This is a genomic window from Streptomyces canus (genome assembly GCF_001514145.1).
GTDB classification, from domain to species: Bacteria; Actinomycetota; Actinomycetes; order Streptomycetales; family Streptomycetaceae; genus Streptomyces; species Streptomyces canus.
The window spans coordinates 710854-730312 of record NZ_KQ948658.1 but is presented as its reverse complement, the minus strand read 5'-3'; the positions used below and the strand labels follow the sequence as shown (position 1 = coordinate 730312).

Here is a 19459-nt window from a genome sequence, read left to right as displayed (position 1 = left end):
TGGGGCTCACACCCGTGTATCAGCCGGAGGCAACCGCCGGCCCGAAGTCCGCCTCCAGCCGCTCCCTCCACCCCGCGTCCGCCAGCCCCGCTCCCACCAGCACGTCCCGCCAGTCCTCCTTGGCCAGCTGGACGGCGTCGAGGAGCCGGTCCACCCGGCCCTGTCCGCACAGCAGCGTCGCTGCGGCGATCCGTTCCTTGTCCTCCCGGTCGCCGCGGTCGGTCAGGTGGTTGACCAGTTCGGTGAGGAGATCTCCCACCACCTCGCCGTCCCGGCCGGGGAAGTCCTCCGCGATGCGCCGTTCGACCCGCATGGTAAGCCCCATTTACCCTCCTTGTCGGCATACGCCCCGGTACGGTACCGCGCCCACCCCTCCCGACACCGCAACCTGTCCCGCAAGAAACTTGACGATCCCTCATTTTGCCGAACTGACAGCCCATCAACAGCGACCGCTTTTAGGGTGCCGTGTTCATGACAGACACCCCCATGAACGAGACCCCCACGAGAGACACCATCGCCCGCCGCACCGTCCTGGTCGCCACGGGCGCCACCGCGGCGACCCTGGCCGTGGGCGCCGCGGCGCCCGGGACCTCCACGGCTCCCACCACCGACACCGCCCCCGTGGCCGCCGCGGCCATCTGCACCCTCACCAAGGAGATGACCGAAGGCCCCTACTACCTCGACGGCCAGTACGTCCGCGCCGACATCACCGAGGGCAAGACCGGCTTCCCGCTCAAACTCGCCCTCACCGTCGTCGACGACGACACCTGCGCCACGATCAGCAACGCCCTCGTCGAGATCTGGCACTGCGACGCGCTCGGCGAGTACTCGGGCTACGTCGGCAACAACGGCCACAACGAGCCCGACAGCGGCACCTTCCTGCGCGGCGGCGTGCTGACCAACGCCGGCGGCGTCGCCAACATCACCACGGTCTACCCGGGCTGGTACCGGGGCCGCTGCGTCCACATCCATGTGAAGGTGCACGTCGGCGTCACGCTCACCTCCGACGGCTCCTTCACCGGCGGCACCGAGCTCCACACCGGCCAGCTCTTCTTCGACGAGACGGTCACCGCCAAGGTCGGCGCGCTCTCGCCGTACTCGGCCAACACGGTCACCCGCACCACCCTCGCCCAGGACGGGATCTACGACGACGGCGGCGCCGCGTCCGGCCTCCTGACCCTGACCGCCCTGGGCAGCAGCCCCTCGGCCGGTTACTCCGGCACCCTGACGCTCGGCGTCGAACGCTGATCACGCGTCGCCCGCCGCCCACAGGAGCGGCGGGCGACGCCCGTTCACTTGCCCGGGCACTCCTTCCACGCCATGTGGTACACGGTGCTGATGTCACCGTCGGTCGAGTCCATCGTCATGAAGCTGACCTTGGACGGCGAGGAGGTGCCCGCGTTCACCCGGACCTCGGTGTTGATGTTGAAGTTGCGCTGAACCCCGCAGGGCGCCCACACCAGCTGGGCCCAGTCCGTGGTGTCGGTCGCCTGCCAGTTGTCGTTGTAGGCGCCGGGGAAGGTGTGGGTCTTGGCGGCCGTCTGCGAGGAGCCCTGGAAGTAGTACGAGGCCCGCTGGACGCCGCTCGCGCCGGCCTGGAGCGAGGCGAAGCCCCGGTAGTCCGCCTCGGCGATGGCGTACGTGAAGCCCTGGGGGACATGGACGATCAGGTTGAGCTGGCAGTTCTTGCGGAACGCCGTGGGGTCGGAGTTGCCGCCGACCTGGGCGAGGTAGTCGCTGTAGGTCACGGTGAACGCGGTGTTGTCCTCGGAGACCGCGACGGCCGCCGTACCCGCGGGACAGCCGGAGCCGTTCACCGTGGCCACGTTGATGACGATCTTGTCCGGGGGCGGGTCGACGAAACCGCCGGACGGGTTGTGCGCGGGCACCGCCGCGGTGACCAGAGCGGCGACGGCGCCGCCCAGAAGAAGTCCACTTGCCATGGGGGGTCTCTCCTCTGCGCTGTAGTTGAAGCGTGGAGAACCTGTGTGGTTTCTGTGAAGCACCGCGGCGATCGAATCGTAGGGAGCGCCCTGTGACACCGCCAGAGCGAACTCCAGCCATTCCGGTGATGGCCGAACTCACGTGTGAACAGCGCCAGTTGGGCGACTACCGCCTCGGACCGGCGACGGCGCACGCCGTGCTGCCGACGACGGTGAGGACCAGGGCCGTCCAGGTGCCCGCCGCCGTGCGGGGAGGCAGCAGCATCCACATCGCCACATGCATCGGCGCACCCGTCGGGGGCGGGGCGAAGAACACCAGCGAGAGCCAGGCGAACGGCAGCGTCCATGCGTACTGGCCGCCCGAGAGCGCCGCGCCGAGGGCGACCAGACCCATCAGGCCCGCGCTGTCGCGGACGACGAACGCGGTGGTGGCCATGGACACGCCCATGGTCTGCACCGTCAGCAGCGACGCGGCGACGGCCACACCGGCGAGCAGCACGTGTGCCGCTCTGCGGGGAATCCAGCGGATCGCGGCCGTCCGGTCCAGCGCGAGGTCCTGCCCGCCGAGCCCTACCGAGACCGCCATCGCCCCCGTGGTGAGGACGAGCACGGGCATGCGCGGATCACCGGGCCCCGTGTTCCCGTCCCGGGCGAGTGCCCACACCGTCACCGCGCCGATCAGCACCGCGGCGAGCGCCGCGGGTACCTGACGCGAACGCGCGTACAACGTCAGCCATCTCACCGGGACGCACCGCCGGACAGGACGTCGAACGGGTCGCCCTTGCAGGAGAGGGCGGCAGCGCGCATCGCGTTGATCCGCGAGAGCTGCTCGGCCCGTGGCAGCGCCTTGAGTTCCTTCCCCACCGGGCGGGCCTCGGCTTCGACCTCGCGGCGCAAACCTGCTGACAACGTGCCGGGAAGCGGCTTGAGGTCCCCGAGGACCCAGCCCAGCGCGACGGCCTGCGCGAATTCATCAGCCGCACCACCATCCACGGCGACGTACGCCGGTACAGCTCCTCGAACGCGGCACGGTCGCCTTTGGCCACCAGCCGGACGAGACGCTCCTCGTCCATCTCGTGCAGCGCTGCTCTGACTGATCTCACACCTGCTAGACGCCCGGCCCCGGCGACAGGTTTTCCCCTCGCCGTGATCCACGTCACATAGTCAGGCGGAGTTCACCGACGGGCCGCTGCGGCCCACAGCGCGTACAAACCGGCAGCGGTGTCCGGGCGTTGAGCAGCACGATGAGGAAGGCGAGCACCGAGGAGCAGTTCGCTCGCCCCAGGGCGAGCAGGATCAGCGTGCTCATGGGTAGCGCGAACTGAGAATCAGGGGTTCTCCCACGCCGCCGGTTCGGCCGCGAGCCGTTGGACCGGCTCGGGGAGCGCGTCGCCCGCGATGTCGGCGATGGTGACGCCCTCCAGGATCTTGCGGACGTTGGCCCGCAGGGCGATCCACAGCGGGAGCAGCGGCTGTGCGGAGCCGGTGTACTCCAGACCGGTGGGCCGCTCGCCGCGCACCGACACGATCGGCCCGTCGACCGCGCGGATGACGTCCGCGACCGTGATGGCCGAGGCCTCCCGGGCGAGCCGGTAACCGCCGCCCCCGCCCCGCCTGCTGTCGACGATCCCACCGCGCCTCAGGTCGCCGAGAATCCCCTCCAGGAACTTGTGCGGAATGTCCTGGACCGCGGCGATGGCCTCGGCCTTCACCGGCTCCGCGTCCTGCCTCACGGCAAGCTCCAGCACCGCCCGTACCGCGTAGTCCGCCCGTGCAGAGATCCTCATACGACAATTGTGCGGCGTTGGGGCGTGGACGATGGCCACGTCACAATAGGCACACCACTCACACCCACGGACGGACTGGCGCTAGCGCGGCACGACCAGGAGGCGCTCCCTTGGAGCTGAGCAGACGTACATTCAGCGCCCTCGCCGGCACCACGGCGCTCGGCTTCGCGCTGAGCGGCAGTGGTGGGGAGACCACCCGGGCGTACGCCTCCCACAGCGTGCCCACCGGGCCCGCACCGGGCGCGCCCGCCGCCGACCGGGTGCGGCACAAGGTCGGCTACGACAAGTACTCGCTGCTGGTCGACGGCCGGCGTCTGGTGCTGCGATCGGGCGAGATGCACCCCTTCCGGCTGCCGAGTCCGTCGCTGTGGCGGGACGTCCTGCAGAAGATGCGCGCCCACGGCTTCAACGCGGTGAGCCTGTACGTGGCCTGGAACTACCACTCCCCCGGCCCCGGCCAGTACGACTTCACCGGCGTCCGCGACCTGGACCTGTTCCTGCGCACGGCCGCCGAGACCGGCCTGTACGTGATCCTGCGCCCCGGCCCGTACATCAACGCCGAGGTCGACGGCGGCGGCTTCCCGGGCTGGCTCGCGGCGACCGCGGGCCGGGCCCGCACCTCTGACCCGACGTATCTGTCCCACGTCGACGAGTGGCTGACCGAGGTGAACGCGATCGCCGCCCGGCACCTGTTCACCAAGGGCACGGGCACGGTCCTGCTCTACCAGATCGAGAACGAGTACGACGCCCTCGTCGACGAGAGCCCCGGCCGCGACTACATGTCCCACCTGTACAAGAAGGTGCGCGCCGACGGGATCGACGTACCGCTCTTCCACAACGACAAGGGCAGGAACGGCTACTGGACTCCGGGGTCCTTCAACACCGGGGGCGAGGAGCGCGGTTGGCTGTACGGCTTCGACGGGTACCCCGATCCGGCCGAAGTGCCGCCCGACTGGGGCGACTTCGGCGTGGGCGGGCTGAAGGGCGGGGCGACGGCCAGCCCCAGGACACCCGGGTTCATCCCGGAGTTCGGCGGCGGCTGGTTCGATCCGTGGGGCGGCGCCACCTTCGACGGCAAGGGGTACGCCGAGGCGCGGTACACCCGGGACGCTGCCTACGAGCGGCGTTTCCAGCTCACCAACCTCGCCAACGGCATCACCGTGCACAACGTCTACATGACCTTCGGCGGCACCTCGTGGGGCTGGCTGCCCGCGCCGCAGGTCTACACGTCGTACGACTACGGGGCGGCGATCGACGAGGCACGCCGGCAGACACCGAAGCTCGCTCCGATCCACCAGCTCGGCCATCTCCTGGGGACCGTGCCGGACTTCGCCAAGCTGGACCGGGCGGACGCGGTGCGGGCCGAGGACCAGCGGCTGAAGGTGTACCACCTGACCAATCCGGACACCGGCTCCCATGTGTACGTCGTGCGCAACGACACCGACGCGCCGATCACGACGACGATCCCGGACGCCGGGATCGACGTGGCCTTCACCGTCGCCGCCCATGACGCCCGACTGCTCGCCGCGAACCTGCAGTTGGGCGGACGCACGCTCAAGTACGCCACCGCGCAGCCCATGATGTACCTGAAGGTCGGGCGGCTGGACGTCGCCGTGTTCACCGCCCCGCACGGCGAGATGGCCCAGGTCCTGCTGGAGTGCCCGGAGGAACCGCTGGTCACCCGGGGCGACTCGGACCCCGCCTGGAACTACGACCTCGGCGTCCTCAGGATCACCGTGCCGGTGGGCGTCGGCGGCCCGGCCCGGGTGCGGGTCGAGGGCGGCGGCAGCGACACCCCGCTGCTGCTGATCTTCGCCGACGACCCCTGGTCGCTGCGGCTGTTCCCGGTGGACACCCCGACCGGACCGGTGCTGGTGTACGGGCCCTCGCTGGTGCGCGGGGCCACCCTGGACGGCCCGACCGCCCATCTCACCGGCGACACCGTCAAGGGGACGGGCATGGAGGTGTGGGCCCCGCGCGGCATCGGCCGGATCACCTGGAACGGACGCCCGCTGCGTACCTCGGTCAGCACCATGGGCAGCCTGCGCGCCGACATGCCGGCCACGCCCGGACAGCTCCCCGTGCCCGCCGTGGGCGAGGTGCGGCTGCCCCCACTGAGCGGCTGGCGGCGCCGTACCGAGAACTTCGAGTCCCTTCCGGACTACGACGACTCCGGCTGGACGGCGGCCGACCGCACCGGTTCGTACAGCGTCACCCCGGTCCCGAAGGGCGGGCCGGTGCTGTTCGCCGACGACTACGGATTCCACTACGGCGACGTCTGGTACCGCGGACGTCTGACGGACGCGGACGACCTGGAGTCGGTGTCCCTCGCCTACAGCACCGGCACGCAGGGGCTGCTGATGGCGTGGCTGGACGGCGAGCCGCTGGGCACGCACCGGATGCCCGTGCCAGACAAGCGCACTGCGCGCAAGGGGAGTTGGGCGGCGACGGCCACCTTCGACGCGCCGCCGCCCTCCGGGTCCTCGCCCCGCGTCCTGTCCGTCCTCGTCCGCCGGATGGCACACGACATGGACGGCGGATCCACCGATTCCCACAAGGTGGCCCGCGGGTTGACGGAGGTCACCTTCAAGGGTGGTTCACCGAAGGTGAGTTGGCGCATCCGGGGCGAGACGACACCCGACCCGGTGCGTGGTCCGCTCAACAACGGCGGACTGTACGGGGAGCGCAAGGGCTGGCATCTGCCGGGCTTCGCCGAAGAGCACTGGGAACCCACGGAGTTGCCGCGCGCCGACCGGCGCCAGGGGGTCACCTGGTACCGGACGACGTTCCGGCTCGCCGTCGACGCCGGCATCGACGCCCAGGTCGGCCTCACCCTCGACGACGATCCGCGGCGCGCCTACCGCGTCCAGATCTTCCTCAACGGCTGGAACATGGGCCAGTACGTCAACGACGTGGGCCCGCAGCACACCTTCGTCCTGCCGAACGGCATCCTGCGCACCCGTGGCACCAACACCCTGGCGCTGGCGGTGCTGTCCGACGGGACGACGGAGTCGGGGCCGGGGGTCGTACGGCTGACGGCGATGGGGGCCTCGGCCGGAGGTGTACCGGTCACGCAGGTGGATTCACCCGGCCGTTAGCCTGATGTCGTTGAACTTTCGAGCACCCGTACTTGGGAAGGTGACCGGCGATGTCGCTGAGCCCCGGCGATCCTGAGTCCATCGGCGGTTACACGCTGGTCGACCGGCTCGGCAGCGGCGGCATGGGGGTCGTCTACCTCGGCCGCTCGGACTCCGGGCGGCAGGTCGCGGTCAAGCTCGTGCACCCCGCATACGCGCTGGACGAGGAGTTCCGCACCCGCTTCCGGCAGGAGGTCGCGGCCGCCCGCCGGGTGAGCGGTGCGTTCACGGCCCCGGTGGTGGACGCCGACCCGGACGCCCCGCAGCCGTGGATGGCGACGCTGTACGTCCCGGGCCGCACCCTCGCGGACATCGTGGCCCAGGACGGCCCCCTGCGCGGCAGCGCGCTGCGGGTGCTCGCGCTGGGCCTCGTCGAGGCGCTGCGGGACATCCACCGGGTCGGCATGGTCCACCGGGACCTGAAGCCGAGCAACGTCCTGATGGCCGAGGACGGGCCTCGTGTCATCGACTTCGGCATCTCGTACGCCGTCGACAACGAGGCGCTCACCATGACCGGGCGGCTGATCGGCACCCCGCCCTTCATGTCCCCGGAGCAGTTCGCCGCGCCGCGCGAGGTCACCGGGGCCTCGGACGTCTTCTCGCTGGGGTCGCTGCTGGTCTACGCGGCCACCGGCAGTCGCCCGTTCGACGGCAGCAGCCCGTATCTGACGGGCTATCAGGTGATGTACGAGCCGCCGGCCCTGGAGGGGGTCGCGGAACCGCTGCGCAGCGTCGCCGAACGCTGCCTGGACAAGGACCCGGCAGCCCGGCCGGAACTCGGTGAACTGCGCGAGCTGCTCAGGGCGTTGCCGGACACCGACGCGCCGGCCGTCTCGGCCACACCGGTGTCGCCCGGGCCGTCCGGCCCCGCGGCGACCAGCCACCAGCGGGAGAGCCGAGGTGATCGGGGAGGCCGCGGGTCCCGGCGGCGGGTCCTCGTCGGTCTGGTCGCGGCCCTGGCCGTCACCGGGCTGAGCATCGCGGCGGTGCGGGCCGGGTCGGACACTGAGGGCGCGTCCCCGTCACCGGCCGAACCGTCGTCCACCTCGCCCGGGTCCACCGGCCCCGCCGCCGTGACACTCCCGCCCAAGCACGTGCCCTGGGACTACCAGATCGGCGGCGCGTACCCCCCGGCGAAGGGGGTCCGCGTGGTGAGCCGCAGCTACGAGGACGCCCCCGCACCCGGGCTCTACAACATCTGCAACATCAACGCCTACCAGGCGGAGTCGGACGCGGAGAGCGACTGGGACGCCGACCTGCTGCTGCGCGACGCCGACGGGAAGGTCGTCCACGACACGGACTGGGGCGAGGCCGTCCTGGACATCCGTACGGCCGCCAAGCGCGAGCGCATCGCCGCCGAACTGGACACCAGGATCGACGCCTGCGCGGCCAAGGGCTACCAGGCCGTGGAGCCCGACAACTACGACTCCTTCACCCGCTTCCCGTCGTATCTCAAGGCCGCCCAGGCCGAGGCCCTGATGAAGCGGCTGGCGGCGCGCGCCCATGCCGAAGGCCTGGCCATCGCGCAGAAGAACACCGCGGAGCTCGTTTCCGACCGCGCGTCCCTGGGCCTGGACTTCGCCATCGTGGAGGATTGTGCGGAGTACGACGAGTGCGGCGGGTTCGCCGACGCCTTCGACGACAACGTCCTCATGGTCGAGTACACCAAGAAGGGCCTGACCACGGCGTGCGCCACCTGGAGCAGCACCCTCAGCGTGGTGCGCCGGGACGAGGAGGTCGTGCCCGAGGGCGCCGACGGTTTCCTGCGCGAAACCTGCTGACACCCTCGGGCACCGAGTTCAGCCGAGCCGGATCACGTTCCAGGACAGCGGCTCCAGTACGGCGGTGAGGGTGCCGTCCTTCAGCGCGGTGCCCTCGGCCGCGTGCGGGGCGACCCGCTCGGGGGCGTCGAGGGTGTTGCGGGCGTCCGGGTCGGCGTCCGCGAGGACGCTGTGCTCGACGACACTCGTCAAGTCCAGCCCGCTCAGGGTGACTTCGAGCGTCAGCTCCTCGTTCTGGCTGCGGTTGACGGCGAAGACGGTGACCGTGCCGTCCTCGGCGCGCACGGCCGTGGCGTGCAGGAGGTCCGTCTCGCCGAACTTCTTCGTCTCGTGCGTCGGCGAGTCGACCCGTACGTCGAGGACCTCACCGCGGCCGTACTTCGAGGCCTGCGCGAACGGGAAGAACGTCGTCTGGCGCCAGGCCGGGCCGCCCGGCTCGGTCATGATCGGGGCGATCACGTTGACGAGCTGGGCGAGACAGGCGACGGTGACGCGGTCGGCGTGCCGCAGCAGGGCGATGAGGAGCGAGCCGAAGACGACCGCGTCCACGACGCTGTAGTTGTCCTCCAGGAGACGGGGAGCCTCGGGCCAGTCGTCCCGCTCGAACTCCTTGGCGCGCTTCTCCCACTCGGGCAGGTACCAGACGTTCCACTCGTCGAAGGAGAGGTTGATCTTCTTCTTCGACTTGAGCTTCGCACCCACGTGGTCGGCGGTCGCGACGACGTTGTCTATGAACGACTCCATGTCGACGGCGGAGGCGAGGAAGGAGTCGATGTCACCGTCCTCGGGCCAGTAGTAGGCGTGCAGGGAGACGTAGTCGACGAGGTCGTACGTCTCCTCGAGGACCGTCGCCTCCCACTCGGCGAAGGTCGGCATGGACTGGCTGGAGGAGCCGCAGGCGACGAGTTCGACGCCGGGGTCGATCTGGCGCATCGCGCGGGCGGTCTCGGCCGCGATCCGGCCGTACTCCTCGGCCGTCTTGTGGCCGGTCTGCCAGGGGCCGTCCATCTCGTTGCCGAGGCACCAGAGGGTGATGCCGAAGGGGTCCTTGTCGCCGTGGGCGACCCGGAGGTCCGACAGGGCGGTGCCTTCGGAGTGGTTGGCGTACTCCTGGAGTTCGAGTGCCTCGGCGACGCCCCTCGTGCCGAGGTTCACGGCCATCATGGGTTCGGCCTGGGGGCCGACCTTGCGGAGGAAGTCGATGTACTCCGACAGGCCGAAGCGGTTGGTCTCGGTGGAGTGCCAGGCGAGGTCGAGGCGGCGGGGGCGGTCGGCGGCCGGGCCGACCGAGTCCTCCCACTTGTAGCCCGAGACGAAGTTGCCGCCGGGGTAGCGCAGAGCGGTGACGCCGAGTTCGCGGACGAGGTCAAGGACGTCCTGGCGCAGGCCCTTGTCGTCGGCGGTGGGGTGGTCCGGTTCGAAGATGCCCGTGTAGACGCAGCGGCCGAGGTGTTCCACGAAGGAGCCGAAGAGGCGGGGGTTGACGTCACCGACCTTGAAGGCGGGGTCGAGGGTGAAGCGGGCGGTGGGCTTGCTCATGGGGACCTTTCAGGAACGGAGTTACTTGACAACGGGCCAGTCACGCACCCAGCCGAGCCTGTTCAGGCCCAGCTTCGGTGTGCCGTTGTCGTCTGCGTCGTAGTAGTGGTACGCCAGCCAGTCCTGGCCGCGGGTGCGGAAGACCGACTCGCCTCCCGTGCCGATGTACCTCCCGTGTCCTGCCAGCAGCAGGTCGCCGCCGCCCTCCAGCAGCGGCTTGCCGGTGCTGTCGACGTACGGGCCCGTGATCGTCGTGGATCTTCCGACTCTGATCTTGTACGTGGAGTTCACTCCCGCACAACAGGCGTCGTAGGACGCGAAGAGGTAGTAGAAGCGGCCGTGCTTGACGACGTACGGGCCCTCGACGGCGTACGGGGCGTCGGGGCGGGTGGCCAGGTGGTGGACGGTGGCACCGGGGAGGGCCTTCCCGGTGACCGGGCTGAGCTCGACCATGCGGATGCCCGTCCAGTACGAGCCGAACGACATCCACAGCCTGCCGTCCGCCCGGACGACCGCCGGGTCGATGGCGTTCCAGGAGTCGGTGGTCTCGGAGGTGAAGACCTTGCCGTGGTCGGTCCAGGTGCCGGGGAGGCCGGACGGGGAGGTGGCCACGCCGATCGCGGAGTGGTTGGTGCCCCAGGAGGAGACGGCGTAGTAGAGCCAGTACCGGCCGGCGCGGTACGTGACGTCCGGCGCCCAGGGGTCGCCGGTGTCGTTGTACTCGTACCACCAACTCGGCGGCTCGGCGAAGGCGTTGCCCGCGTCGGTCCAGTGCCGAAGGTCCTTGGACAGCCGGGCGCCGATCACACCGCCGGTCGAATAGGCCGCGTAGCCCCCGGACTTGAGCTGGACGACCGTCGGGTCGTGGATGATCTGCTGCCCGGTGATCGGGAGCGGGTCGGGGTAGGTGACGTCCGCCTGCGCCGTGGTCGGGAGCAGGGCGATGAGTGCGGCGGTCAGGAGGGTCACGTATCTCAGGCGCTTCAACTCGGACTCCTTACTGACCGGCCAGCCCCGTGTGGGCCACGCCCGCCACGATCTGGCGCTGGAAGAAGACGAACACGATGATCAGCGGCAGGCCCGCCATGAGGCCGCCGGCCATGAGCTGGGCCCACTGGATGCCGTAGGAGTTCATGACGGTCGCGATGCCGTTCGGCATGGTCATCAGGTCGGGGTTGTTGGTCACCATGTAGGGCCACAGGAAGTTGTTCCAGGAGGCGATGAAGGTGAAGATGCCGACCGCCGCCAGGGACGGCCTCGCGAGCGGGACGACGATCGTGAAGAAGACCCGCCAGCGGCCCGCGCCGTCGATGAAGGCCGCCTCCTCCAGTTCGCGCGGGACGCCCTGGAAGAACTTGTAGAGGATGTAGACCATCGCGGCCGGCGCGCACTGGGGCAGGATCATGCCCCAGTACGTGTCGACCATCCCCATCTGCTGGACCGTGGTGAACAGCGGCACCCCGAGGACCGCCGGGGAGATCATCAGGCCCGACATCACGATGCCCATGAGCACGCTCTTGCCGCGGAACTCGGTGCGGGCGAAGCCGTATCCCGCCAGCGCGCTGACCGTCAGCACGACGGAGGTGACGCAGACCGACACCACCAGCGAGTTGATGAACCAGTTGGTGATGTTGCCGGTCTCCCACAGCGCCTTCCACGCCTGGACCGTCCAGACCTTCGGCAGCCAGTGCGGCGGGATCTCGGCGGCCTCCGCCTCGGACTTGAGGGAGGTGAACAGGGCGGCGGCGATCGGCGCGACGAAGACGGCGGAGACGGCGACGCCGAGGAGGGTCAGGATGATCTGGCTGGGCGTCCAGGGTTTACGGGTGCTCTTGCGGACCTGTACGGCGGTGGTCATCGGCCGCCCTCCTCACGGGTGCGCAGCAGCCACATCCGAGCCAGGGCGACGACTGCGATGATCACGAAGAAGATGATGGACATCGCGGAGGCGTAGCCCACGCGGTAGCTGGTGAAGCCCTGTTCGAGGGTGTACTGGACGAAGGAGCGGGTGCTGACCTCCGGCCCCGGCCCGAAGTCCATCATCACGACGGCCTGGTCGAAGAGCTGGAGCGAGGCGAGGATCTGGAGCGCGATCACCAGACCGGTGATGTTGCGCAGCATCGGCAGCGTGATGTGGACCATGCGGTGCCAGGCGTTCGCGCCGTCCAGCTTCGCGGCCTCGTAGAGGTGGTCGGGGATGCCCTGGAGGGCGGCGAGGTAGAGCAGGAAGCTGAAGCCGACGGTCCACCACAGGGTCTCGATGACGATGGCGAGCATCGCGTACGACTTGTCGGTCAGCCAGGGTGTGTCGAGCCCGAAGGTCTCGTTGATCAGGCCGATGCCCTGGGTGAACAGCCACTGGAACATGTTGGCGGCGACCGTCGAGGGCAGCAGGAACGGCACGAAGAAGCACAGCCGCCACAGCCACTTGCCGCGCTCGATGTGGTGGGCGAGCATCGCGAGCAGGAAGGCGAGGACCGTGATGCACGGGACGACCAGCAGCGTGAAGTAGGCGCTGTGGCCGAGCGCGTCCCACATCGCCGAGTCGTTGAGGGCCTCGCGGTAGTTGTCGAGGCCGACGAAACTCGCGCCGTCGCCGGAGATGTTGGCGTCCGTGAAGCTGAGGTAGATGCCGCGCAGCAGCGGCCAGATCACGAACAGTGCGAAGAGCGCGAGGAAGGGGGCGACGAACCAGCCGCCGTGCTGGAAACCCTGCTTGCGGCGGACGGTCGCCGTGGCGGTCGCGGTCCTGGCCCGTGCCGGTGCGGCGACGGTCTGAGCGCTGGTCGTCATGCGACCGCACCTCCCTGCGCGGCGGTCCTGCCGTCCATCGGGTTCTTCGAGGCGAGGAGCTTGGTGAGATGGCTCTTCATCGTCTGCGCGACCTTGTCCGGCTTGGCGGAGCCCATCGTCGAGGAGACGACGACCGGGCCGAGGTCCTGGGCGAGCACGCCGGTGGAGCCCGCGAACCACACCTTCGGCTCGGTGGCCTGGTGGTCCATGGCGCCGGCGTACTCGTTCTGCGGGGTGAGCTTCTTGTACGCGGCCGTGGAGAGCGTCGGCGTGTACGCGGGGATGTGCCCGCCGGCCGCCCACTGGAGGGCGTGCGTCACGACGTAGGCGGCGAGTTGGTGCGCGCCCTCGTTGGTGGCGCCGCCGCGGCCCGCCTGGTGCGGCAGGACGAAGGCGTGCGACTCGGCGTGGGTGGCCGGCCTGCCGAAGACGGGCGGCAGCGGGGTCGCGCCGTAGTCCAGCTTCGCGCCGGAGAAGACCGGCACGGACCAGTTGCCCTCCCAGGTGAAGGGGGCGCCGTTGATGAACTGTTCACCGGTGGGGGCGCCGGGGATGACGTACCCGTCGGTGACGTGCCTGCGGAGGAACTCCAGTACCTGGGTGGCCTTGTCGGGGTCGAAGAGGACCTCGGTGTCGGCGTCGTTGAACCACTTGCCGCCGAGCTGGGTGTAGAAGGCGACGAAGAACCACCACTGGAAGTTCTGGTCGTTGGTCCACAGGCCGATCGTCTGGAGCCCCTTCTTCTGGGCGGCCTTGGCCTTCTTCAGGACGTCGAACCACTCGTCGGTGGAGGTGACCGGGATCATCCGGCCGTCGTCGCCGAGCAGACCCGCCTTGCCCAGGACGTCCTTGCGGTAGAAGCAGAGCTGGACGTGGATGTCGAGCGGGAGGGCGTAGAGCTTGCCGTCGATGACGCCGCGCTTCCACAGCGCGGGGTTGTAGTCCTGCTCCCGTACGCCGTACTTGGCGAGCAGGTCGACGTCCCACGGATCGAGGAGCCGGCCGGGCGAGAAGCCGGTGACCCGGCCCATGTGCATGACGCCGAGGTCGGGTGCGCGGTTGCCCGCGGCCGCCATGGCGAGCTTGGTGTAGAAGGGGTTGCCCCACTGGAGGGTGGAGTCCTTCACGTCGATGTCCGGGTTGGCCTTGCGGAAGGCGTCCAGCATCGTGATCATGTTCGCGCCGTCGCCGCCGCTGAAGAGGTTCCAGTAGCGCACCCGGGTGTCCGCGCCGGAGGCGAGCGCGTCGGCGCCGGTGCCGAGGGCCGCGAAGCCGAAGCTCGCGGCGACGCTCAGTCCGCCCGCCGCGGCGAGAAGTTGCCTGCGGCTCAGGTCAGGTCGTCCCATTCCCTGCCCCATCTGTTCGATATCTCGAATTGCGCTCGTAACTTCGAACGGGACCGTAGGCAGGAAGCGCTTTCCAGTCAATGGGCCCGGCAGCAAAATCGGATCGCGTGACGGGACAGTTCAGGGCGCGTACTCTCGAACAGCCCGTCCTACGGCGGCGGGAGAGCTCAGGGGGTGGGATGGACATCGCGGGCGCGCGCAGGAGTGCGGCCCGGATCGCCTCGGCGCTGCGGCGCACCCGTGCGACCTCGGCCATGCGCGATCTGGTCTCCCACCTCACCTCCGCTGTCCGGGCCAGACCCCGCCCCCCGGCCGACGTGCCCGAGCTGTGCCGGGCCCTGTGCCAGGAGATGAGCGCGCGCCGCGGCGGCCGGCCGGTGGACCTGCGCTTCGAGCGGTTCCCCGACGAGATCGCGGTGACCGGACTGTGGGTGGAGTTCCAGGACTTCGACCTCGTCATCGTGGAGGAGCGGGCCGAGGAGATGCAGCAACTGGTCATCCTTGGCCATGAGTTGTGGCACCTGCACGCGGGCCACTCCCACCATCACGCGGCCGCGGCGGACGCGCTGGCCGGCCGGCCCGGCTGGGACTCCGTCGCCCTGACCGTGGCGGCACGCAACGGCTCCCGCGAGGCGGACGAGGCCGAGGCGGACGACTTCGGGCACCGGCTGGCGGCCGCCTTCCGGCCGTTCGTCTCCGCACGCGGTTCCGGCGTACGGCCCGACCCCGTCCAGAGGTCCCTCGGCTACCGCGGAGGCCGAGGGCGGTGACCCACCCCGAACCGGCACCCCAACTGGCCGCCTCCATCACCGGTCTGTACGTCTCCTTCTGGCTCCCGGGACTGGTCCTCACCGCCGCCCTGGTGATCAAACTGCCCAGCATCCTCAAGCTGTGGCGGGACCCGCTGCTGCGTGCCGTGGGCGGTCTGCTGCTGTTCGCCTGCGCGGTGTTCGTCTTCGCGGCCCCCAGCACCATCGCCTGGACCAACCGGGTCACCGGCGTCCCGAACATCGCGGCGCCCTGGGTCTACTCCCTCATCACCGCGCTGTCCGCGTCCTGGCTACTGCTGGTCGTGCACTGGCGCAACGGCCTCACCGAGCGGTCGGCCGAGACACGGCGCGCGACCCGGTGGGTGGTCTACGCGTACGCGACGGTGGTGGTCGCGCTGTGGACGCTCTTCGCGCTCGCCGACGTCCCCGTGGAGCGGATCGAGGACCTGGACACGTACTACGCCAGTACGCCGTTCATGCGCGAGGAGATCCTGCTCTACCTGTTCGCACAGGCCCTGGCCTGCTCCATCACGACCCGGCTCGTGTGGAACTGGATCCGCACCGACGGCCTCAACGCGTGGCTGCGCTGGGGGCTGAGGTTCCTGGGCATCGGCTTCGCTACCAACCTGCTCTTCAGCGCGGCCAAGCTCACGGCCGTGGTGGCCCGGTGGACCGGGCACGACCTGGACTGGCTGAACACCAACATCGCGCCGTCGGCCGCCTGCATCGCGGCGACGCTGGTCGCGATCGGCTTCATCGTCCCGCACGCCGGCCAGTACCTGCACGAGCGCTGGCTGGTCCGCCGCCGCCACCGGGAACTGGGGCCCCTCGCCCGGCTGATGCGGACCGTCGCGGGCGGCCGCGAGCCGCTCGCCCTGCGCACCACCCCCGAGATGCGCCTCATCCGCCGCGAGACCTTCATCCGCGACGCGCTGCTCCAGCTGTCCCGGTTCCTCGACGAGGACCTGCGCACCCGTTCCTACGGCGCGGCCGTCGCCCTCGGCTTCGAGCGCGGCCGCGCCCAGGCCCTCGCCGCCGCCGTGACGATCCTGGACGCCGTCGAGACCCGCCGGCGCTCCCCGGACGCCGACGGCGACGGGGACCCCGACACCACGTACCTGCTGCAGGAGATCGCGGCCGTGTCCGACGTCCTGCACAGCCCCGACGAGATCAAGGCGGTACGCGCCCGCGCGGCCGTCCCGGCAGAGAGCAAGTCCACGCATGAGCACTCCGTCTTCCCGGGGGACAACCTCCGGGTCCCCGGCAGAAAAGCAGGTCGTCGAGGGTGACCGGCGTGGACAACGCGAGGCGGACCTGAGCGGGCGCCCCTCCCCCGCCAAGGTCGCCGTCGTCCTCGGGGGATCCCATACGGGGATGCTCGCGGCGGCCGCGCTGGCGGACCTCGCCGACCGGGTCGTCGTGGTGGAGCGGGACGAGCTGCCCGGGAAGCCCGCGCCCCGCAAGGGCCTGCCGCAGGCCCGGCACGCCCACATGCTCTGGTCGGGCGGGGTACGGGCCATGGAGGACCTCCTGCCGGGCGTCACCGGCACGCTGACGGACGCCGGGGCCCGCCGGGCGCCGGTCACCACCGACATGGTCGTCCTCTCGGCACACGGCTGGTTCCGGCGCTGGCCCGAGTCCCACCACGTGATCCTGGCCGGGCGGGACCTGCTGGACGCGACGGTCCGGGCCCGGGTCCTCGCGGACGACCGGATCGAGGTGCTCGGCGGCACGGAGGTACTGGGGCTGGCGGGGGACGAACGGGCGGTCACCGGGGTCCGGGTACGGGAGCGCGACGGCCGCGAACGGACCATCGACGCGGGCATGGTCGTGGACGCGACCGGGCGGGCCTCCGGGACGCCCCGCTGGCTGACGGAGCTCGGGCTGCCGGCACCGGAGCGGCGCGAGGTCGACTCCGGCCTGGCGTACGCGAGCCGCCTCTACCTCGCGCCCGAGCAGGCCCGCGACGGCTTCCCCGTCATCAACGTGCAGCCGGACACGCGGGCGGCCGGACCGGGCCGGGCGGGCTTTCTGCTGCCGATCGAGGACGGCCGGTGGATCGTCACCCTCAACGGCACGCGCGGAGGCGAACCGTCGCCCGCCGACGAGGACTTCGTACGGTTCGCCCGCGAGGAGCTGCGGCATCCGCTGATCGGCGACCTGATCTCCCGGGCCGAGCCGCTGTCCGGCGTCTCCTTCACGCGTACGACCGTCAACCGACGGTACTTCTACGAGCGGATGGCGGCCTGGCCGGAGAACTTCACGGTCCTCGGCGACGCGCTGGCCGCGTACAACCCGGTCTACGGGCACGGCCTGGCCGTCGGCGCCCAGAGCGCGCTCGTCCTGCGGGATCTGACGCGGCGGTACGGGTGGGGGAGCGCCGGGTTGTCGCGTCGGGTGCAGAAGGCGGTGGCCCGGCCGGTCGAGGCGGCGTGGGAGCTGGCGACCGGGCAGGACGTGTTCTATCCGGGGGCCACGGAGAACGGGCCGACGGCACGGGACCGGGCCGTGGCCGCGTACGTCTCCCGTCTCATGTACACGGCGACGGGCAACGGGCGGATCGCCCGCCGCGTCACCGACGTGACGTCGCTGGAGCGGCGGGCGGAGGTCCTGCTGGCGCCGGGTGTGCTGCTGGCGGCGGCGGTGGGCCCGTTGAAGCCGACTCTGGCCGAACCGCCCTTGACCGCGGAGGAGTTGAAGAAGGCGGAGCTTCGGTAGTCAGCCCGCGAACGGCTGTTGCGCCACGCCCTTCCCGGCCCCCGGTACCACCAGCAGTGAGCCCGCCACCGGGTGCGGGGCGTCCAGCCCCACCCGTGCGGTCGTGATGTACAGGTCGGTCAGGTCCGGGCCGCCGAACGCGCACGCGGTGACGCGCGGGGTCGGGAGGGTGATCACGTGGTCGAGGCTGCCGTCCGGCGTGTAGCGGCGGACCGCTCCCCCGTCCCACAACGCGACCCAGACGCATCCGTCGGCGTCGACCGTGAGCCCGTCGGGGAAACCGGCGCCGTCCTCGATCCCGACGAAGGGCCGGCGGTCCGAGAGCCGCCCGCTCTCGTGGTCGAAGACGTCGACGCGGCGGGTGGGCGAGTCGATGTAGTACATGAGCCGGCCGTCCGGGCTCCACCCGGTGCCGTTGCTGACGGCCACGTCGTCGAGGACGGTGCGGTGCGTGCCGTCACCCGTGATCCGGGACAGGGTGCCGCCGCCCGGGGCCTCGTCGTAGCGCATGGTGCCCGCCCACAGGGAGCCGTCGGGGGCCACGGCGGCGTCGTTGGCCCGGCGGCCGGGGACGGGCTCGTGGTGGAGCCAGCGGAAGGAGTCGTCGGGGTCCAGCAGGGCCACGCCGTCCCGGAGGTTGAGGACGAGTCCGCCGCCCGCGCGCGGCTTGACGGCGCCTATGTGCTGGTCCAGGACGCGGACCGTGCGGTGGCCGGAGAGCGGGTCGTAGGTGTGCAGCCGGGCGCCGAGGATGTCGATCCACAGGAGCCGCTCGCCGTCCCACGTGGGCCCTTCGCCGAGGGTGGCCTCGGCGCGTACGGCGACGTCGTACGTCGTGAAGCGGGTCATCCCACGCTCCGGTGGCCGAGGCGCTCGGACAGCTCGGCGGCGCCCTTGGCGGCGAGCTGCTCCAGCTCGGAGCGGCGGTCGTCGCTCCAGCGGATCATCGGCACGGAGATGGAGAGCGCGGCGACGACCTGCCCGGTGCGGTCGCGGACCGGGGCGGCCACGCAGGACACGTCCGGGTTGGACTCGCGGTTCTCGACGGCGACCCCTCGCTGCCGGATCTCGTCCAGGGCCTCGCGCAGGGCAGCGGGGTCGGTGATGCTGTTGGGCGTCATACCGGGGAGCGGAGTGTCGTCCGGGATGCGGGAGGCGAGCTGCGGCTCCGGGAGGGAGGCGAGGAGCATCTTGCCGACGGAGGTGCAGTGCGCGGGCAGCCGCCGGCCGGCGGCCGACACCATCCGCACCGCGTGCGTCGAGTCGACCTTGGCGATGTAGATGACGTCGGTGCCCTCGAGGATCGCCACGTGTACGGTCTCGTCGCAGGTCTCGGCGACGGACCGGGCGACCTGCTGACCCTCGGCGGCGAGGTCGAGCTGCTCGGCGTACCGGCTGCCGAGCTGGTAGGGCCGCACCCCGAGCCGGTAGCGTCCCGGCTGGCCCGGGACCTGGACGATGTACGACCGGGCGGCGAGAGTGGTCACCAGCTCGTGCACGGTGGTGCGCGGCAGCTGCAGCCTGCGCACGATGTCGGGGGCGGAGAGCGTCCCGTCTCCGTCGAGGAAGAGCTCGAGAATGTCGAGAGCCCGGGTCACGGCAGGTACGAGGCGTCCCACAACCGGCCCCCTCTCTTTGTGTCTAA

19 protein-coding genes and 1 pseudogene are annotated in these 19459 nt (G+C 70.7%); 6 read left to right on the top strand and 14 right to left on the bottom strand.

The features are described 5' to 3' along the window. Window positions 1–19 precede the first annotated feature (19 nt). A complete protein-coding gene (locus AQJ46_RS12685) occupies window positions 20–325 on the bottom strand; it encodes a hypothetical protein (protein WP_059205652.1) in 306 nt (101 codons plus the stop codon). Window positions 326–471: 146 nt separating this feature from the next. Between AQJ46_RS12685 and AQJ46_RS12680 the strand changes: the two genes are divergently transcribed. Next, window positions 472–1248 carry an intradiol ring-cleavage dioxygenase gene (locus AQJ46_RS12680; RefSeq protein ID WP_059205651.1) on the top strand — a complete coding sequence of 259 codons (777 nt, stop codon included), beginning with the start codon at window positions 472–474 and terminating at the stop codon, window positions 1246–1248. Window positions 1249–1292: 44 nt separating this feature from the next. Here the strand turns inward: AQJ46_RS12680 and AQJ46_RS12675 are convergent, their stop codons facing one another. From AQJ46_RS12675 to AQJ46_RS12660, 6 genes and pseudogenes are all read right to left on the bottom strand, one after another. Continuing rightward, window positions 1293–1943 (bottom strand): DUF4360 domain-containing protein, encoded by a 651-nt coding sequence (locus AQJ46_RS12675; protein WP_057615416.1) that lies wholly within the window; start codon window positions 1941–1943, stop codon window positions 1293–1295. A 166-nt stretch (window positions 1944–2109) separates the two neighbouring features. Next, window positions 2110–2685, bottom strand: a complete 576-nt coding sequence (locus tag AQJ46_RS12670; protein WP_059205650.1) for a hypothetical protein — start codon at window positions 2683–2685, stop codon at window positions 2110–2112. Next, complete coding sequence (locus AQJ46_RS12665) at window positions 2682–2936, bottom strand: hypothetical protein (protein WP_059205649.1); 255 nt, start codon at window positions 2934–2936, stop codon at window positions 2682–2684. The genes AQJ46_RS12670 and AQJ46_RS12665 overlap by 4 nt, the downstream gene beginning before the upstream one ends. Continuing rightward, window positions 2918–3046, bottom strand: a pseudogene (locus AQJ46_RS57200) (RNA polymerase subunit sigma-24); the annotation flags it as partial. The pseudogene AQJ46_RS57200 and the gene AQJ46_RS12665, both read right to left, overlap by 19 nt. A 53-nt stretch (window positions 3047–3099) precedes the next feature. Continuing rightward, complete coding sequence (locus AQJ46_RS55425) at window positions 3100–3252, bottom strand: hypothetical protein (protein WP_159064020.1); 153 nt, start codon at window positions 3250–3252, stop codon at window positions 3100–3102. A gap of 19 nt (window positions 3253–3271) precedes the next feature. Further along, window positions 3272–3730, bottom strand: a complete 459-nt coding sequence (locus AQJ46_RS12660; protein WP_059205648.1) for an RrF2 family transcriptional regulator — start codon at window positions 3728–3730, stop codon at window positions 3272–3274. A gap of 110 nt (window positions 3731–3840) precedes the next feature. Between AQJ46_RS12660 and AQJ46_RS12655 the strand changes: the two genes are divergently transcribed. Both AQJ46_RS12655 and AQJ46_RS52095 read left to right on the top strand, forming a co-directional pair. Next, complete coding sequence (locus tag AQJ46_RS12655; RefSeq protein ID WP_059205647.1) at window positions 3841–6828, top strand: glycoside hydrolase family 35 protein; 2988 nt, start codon at window positions 3841–3843, stop codon at window positions 6826–6828. A 50-nt stretch (window positions 6829–6878) separates the two neighbouring features. Then, entirely contained in the window at window positions 6879–8648 is a 1770-nt protein-coding gene (locus AQJ46_RS52095; RefSeq protein WP_079072232.1) for an endo alpha-1,4 polygalactosaminidase, read from the top strand. An 18-nt stretch (window positions 8649–8666) separates the two neighbouring features. Here the strand turns inward: AQJ46_RS52095 and arfA are convergent, their stop codons facing one another. The 5 genes from arfA to AQJ46_RS12625 are packed head-to-tail and all read right to left on the bottom strand — an operon-like array spanning window position 8667 to window position 14326. Next, complete coding sequence (gene arfA, locus AQJ46_RS12645) at window positions 8667–10187, bottom strand: arabinosylfuranosidase ArfA (protein WP_059205646.1); 1521 nt, start codon at window positions 10185–10187, stop codon at window positions 8667–8669. Window positions 10188–10208: 21 nt separating this feature from the next. Continuing rightward, on the bottom strand, window positions 10209–11174 hold the full coding sequence (locus AQJ46_RS12640) for an arabinan endo-1,5-alpha-L-arabinosidase (RefSeq protein WP_059205645.1): 966 nt from the start codon (window positions 11172–11174) through the stop codon (window positions 10209–10211). Window positions 11175–11184: 10 nt separating this feature from the next. Next, a complete protein-coding gene (locus AQJ46_RS12635) occupies window positions 11185–12045 on the bottom strand; it encodes a carbohydrate ABC transporter permease (RefSeq protein WP_059205644.1) in 861 nt (286 codons plus the stop codon). Then, window positions 12042–12980, bottom strand: a complete 939-nt coding sequence (locus tag AQJ46_RS12630) for a carbohydrate ABC transporter permease (RefSeq protein WP_057615438.1) — start codon at window positions 12978–12980, stop codon at window positions 12042–12044. The genes AQJ46_RS12635 and AQJ46_RS12630 overlap by 4 nt, the downstream gene beginning before the upstream one ends. Continuing rightward, entirely contained in the window at window positions 12977–14326 is a 1350-nt protein-coding gene (locus tag AQJ46_RS12625; protein ID WP_059205643.1) for an extracellular solute-binding protein, read from the bottom strand. Before AQJ46_RS12625 ends, AQJ46_RS12630 begins: the two co-directional genes overlap by 4 nt. A gap of 179 nt (window positions 14327–14505) precedes the next feature. Here AQJ46_RS12625 and AQJ46_RS12620 point away from each other — a divergent pair, with 179 nt between their 5' ends. The 3 genes from AQJ46_RS12620 to AQJ46_RS12610 are packed head-to-tail and all read left to right on the top strand — an operon-like array spanning window position 14506 to window position 17814. Then, entirely contained in the window at window positions 14506–15096 is a 591-nt protein-coding gene (locus AQJ46_RS12620; RefSeq protein WP_079072231.1) for a toxin-antitoxin system, toxin component family protein, read from the top strand. Beyond that, a complete protein-coding gene (locus AQJ46_RS12615; RefSeq protein ID WP_225887310.1) occupies window positions 15093–16385 on the top strand; it encodes an MAB_1171c family putative transporter in 1293 nt (430 codons plus the stop codon). The genes AQJ46_RS12620 and AQJ46_RS12615 overlap by 4 nt, the downstream gene beginning before the upstream one ends. Window positions 16386–16410: 25 nt before the next feature. Next, complete coding sequence (locus AQJ46_RS12610) at window positions 16411–17814, top strand: NAD(P)/FAD-dependent oxidoreductase (protein ID WP_225887322.1); 1404 nt, start codon at window positions 16411–16413, stop codon at window positions 17812–17814. Here the strand turns inward: AQJ46_RS12610 and AQJ46_RS12605 are convergent, their stop codons facing one another. Beyond that, entirely contained in the window at window positions 17815–18663 is an 849-nt protein-coding gene (locus AQJ46_RS12605; protein ID WP_059205641.1) for an SMP-30/gluconolactonase/LRE family protein, read from the bottom strand. Further along, window positions 18660–19433 (bottom strand): IclR family transcriptional regulator, encoded by a 774-nt coding sequence (locus AQJ46_RS12600; protein WP_059205640.1) that lies wholly within the window; start codon window positions 19431–19433, stop codon window positions 18660–18662. The genes AQJ46_RS12605 and AQJ46_RS12600 overlap by 4 nt, the downstream gene beginning before the upstream one ends. Between the last annotated feature and the right edge of the window lie 26 nt (window positions 19434–19459).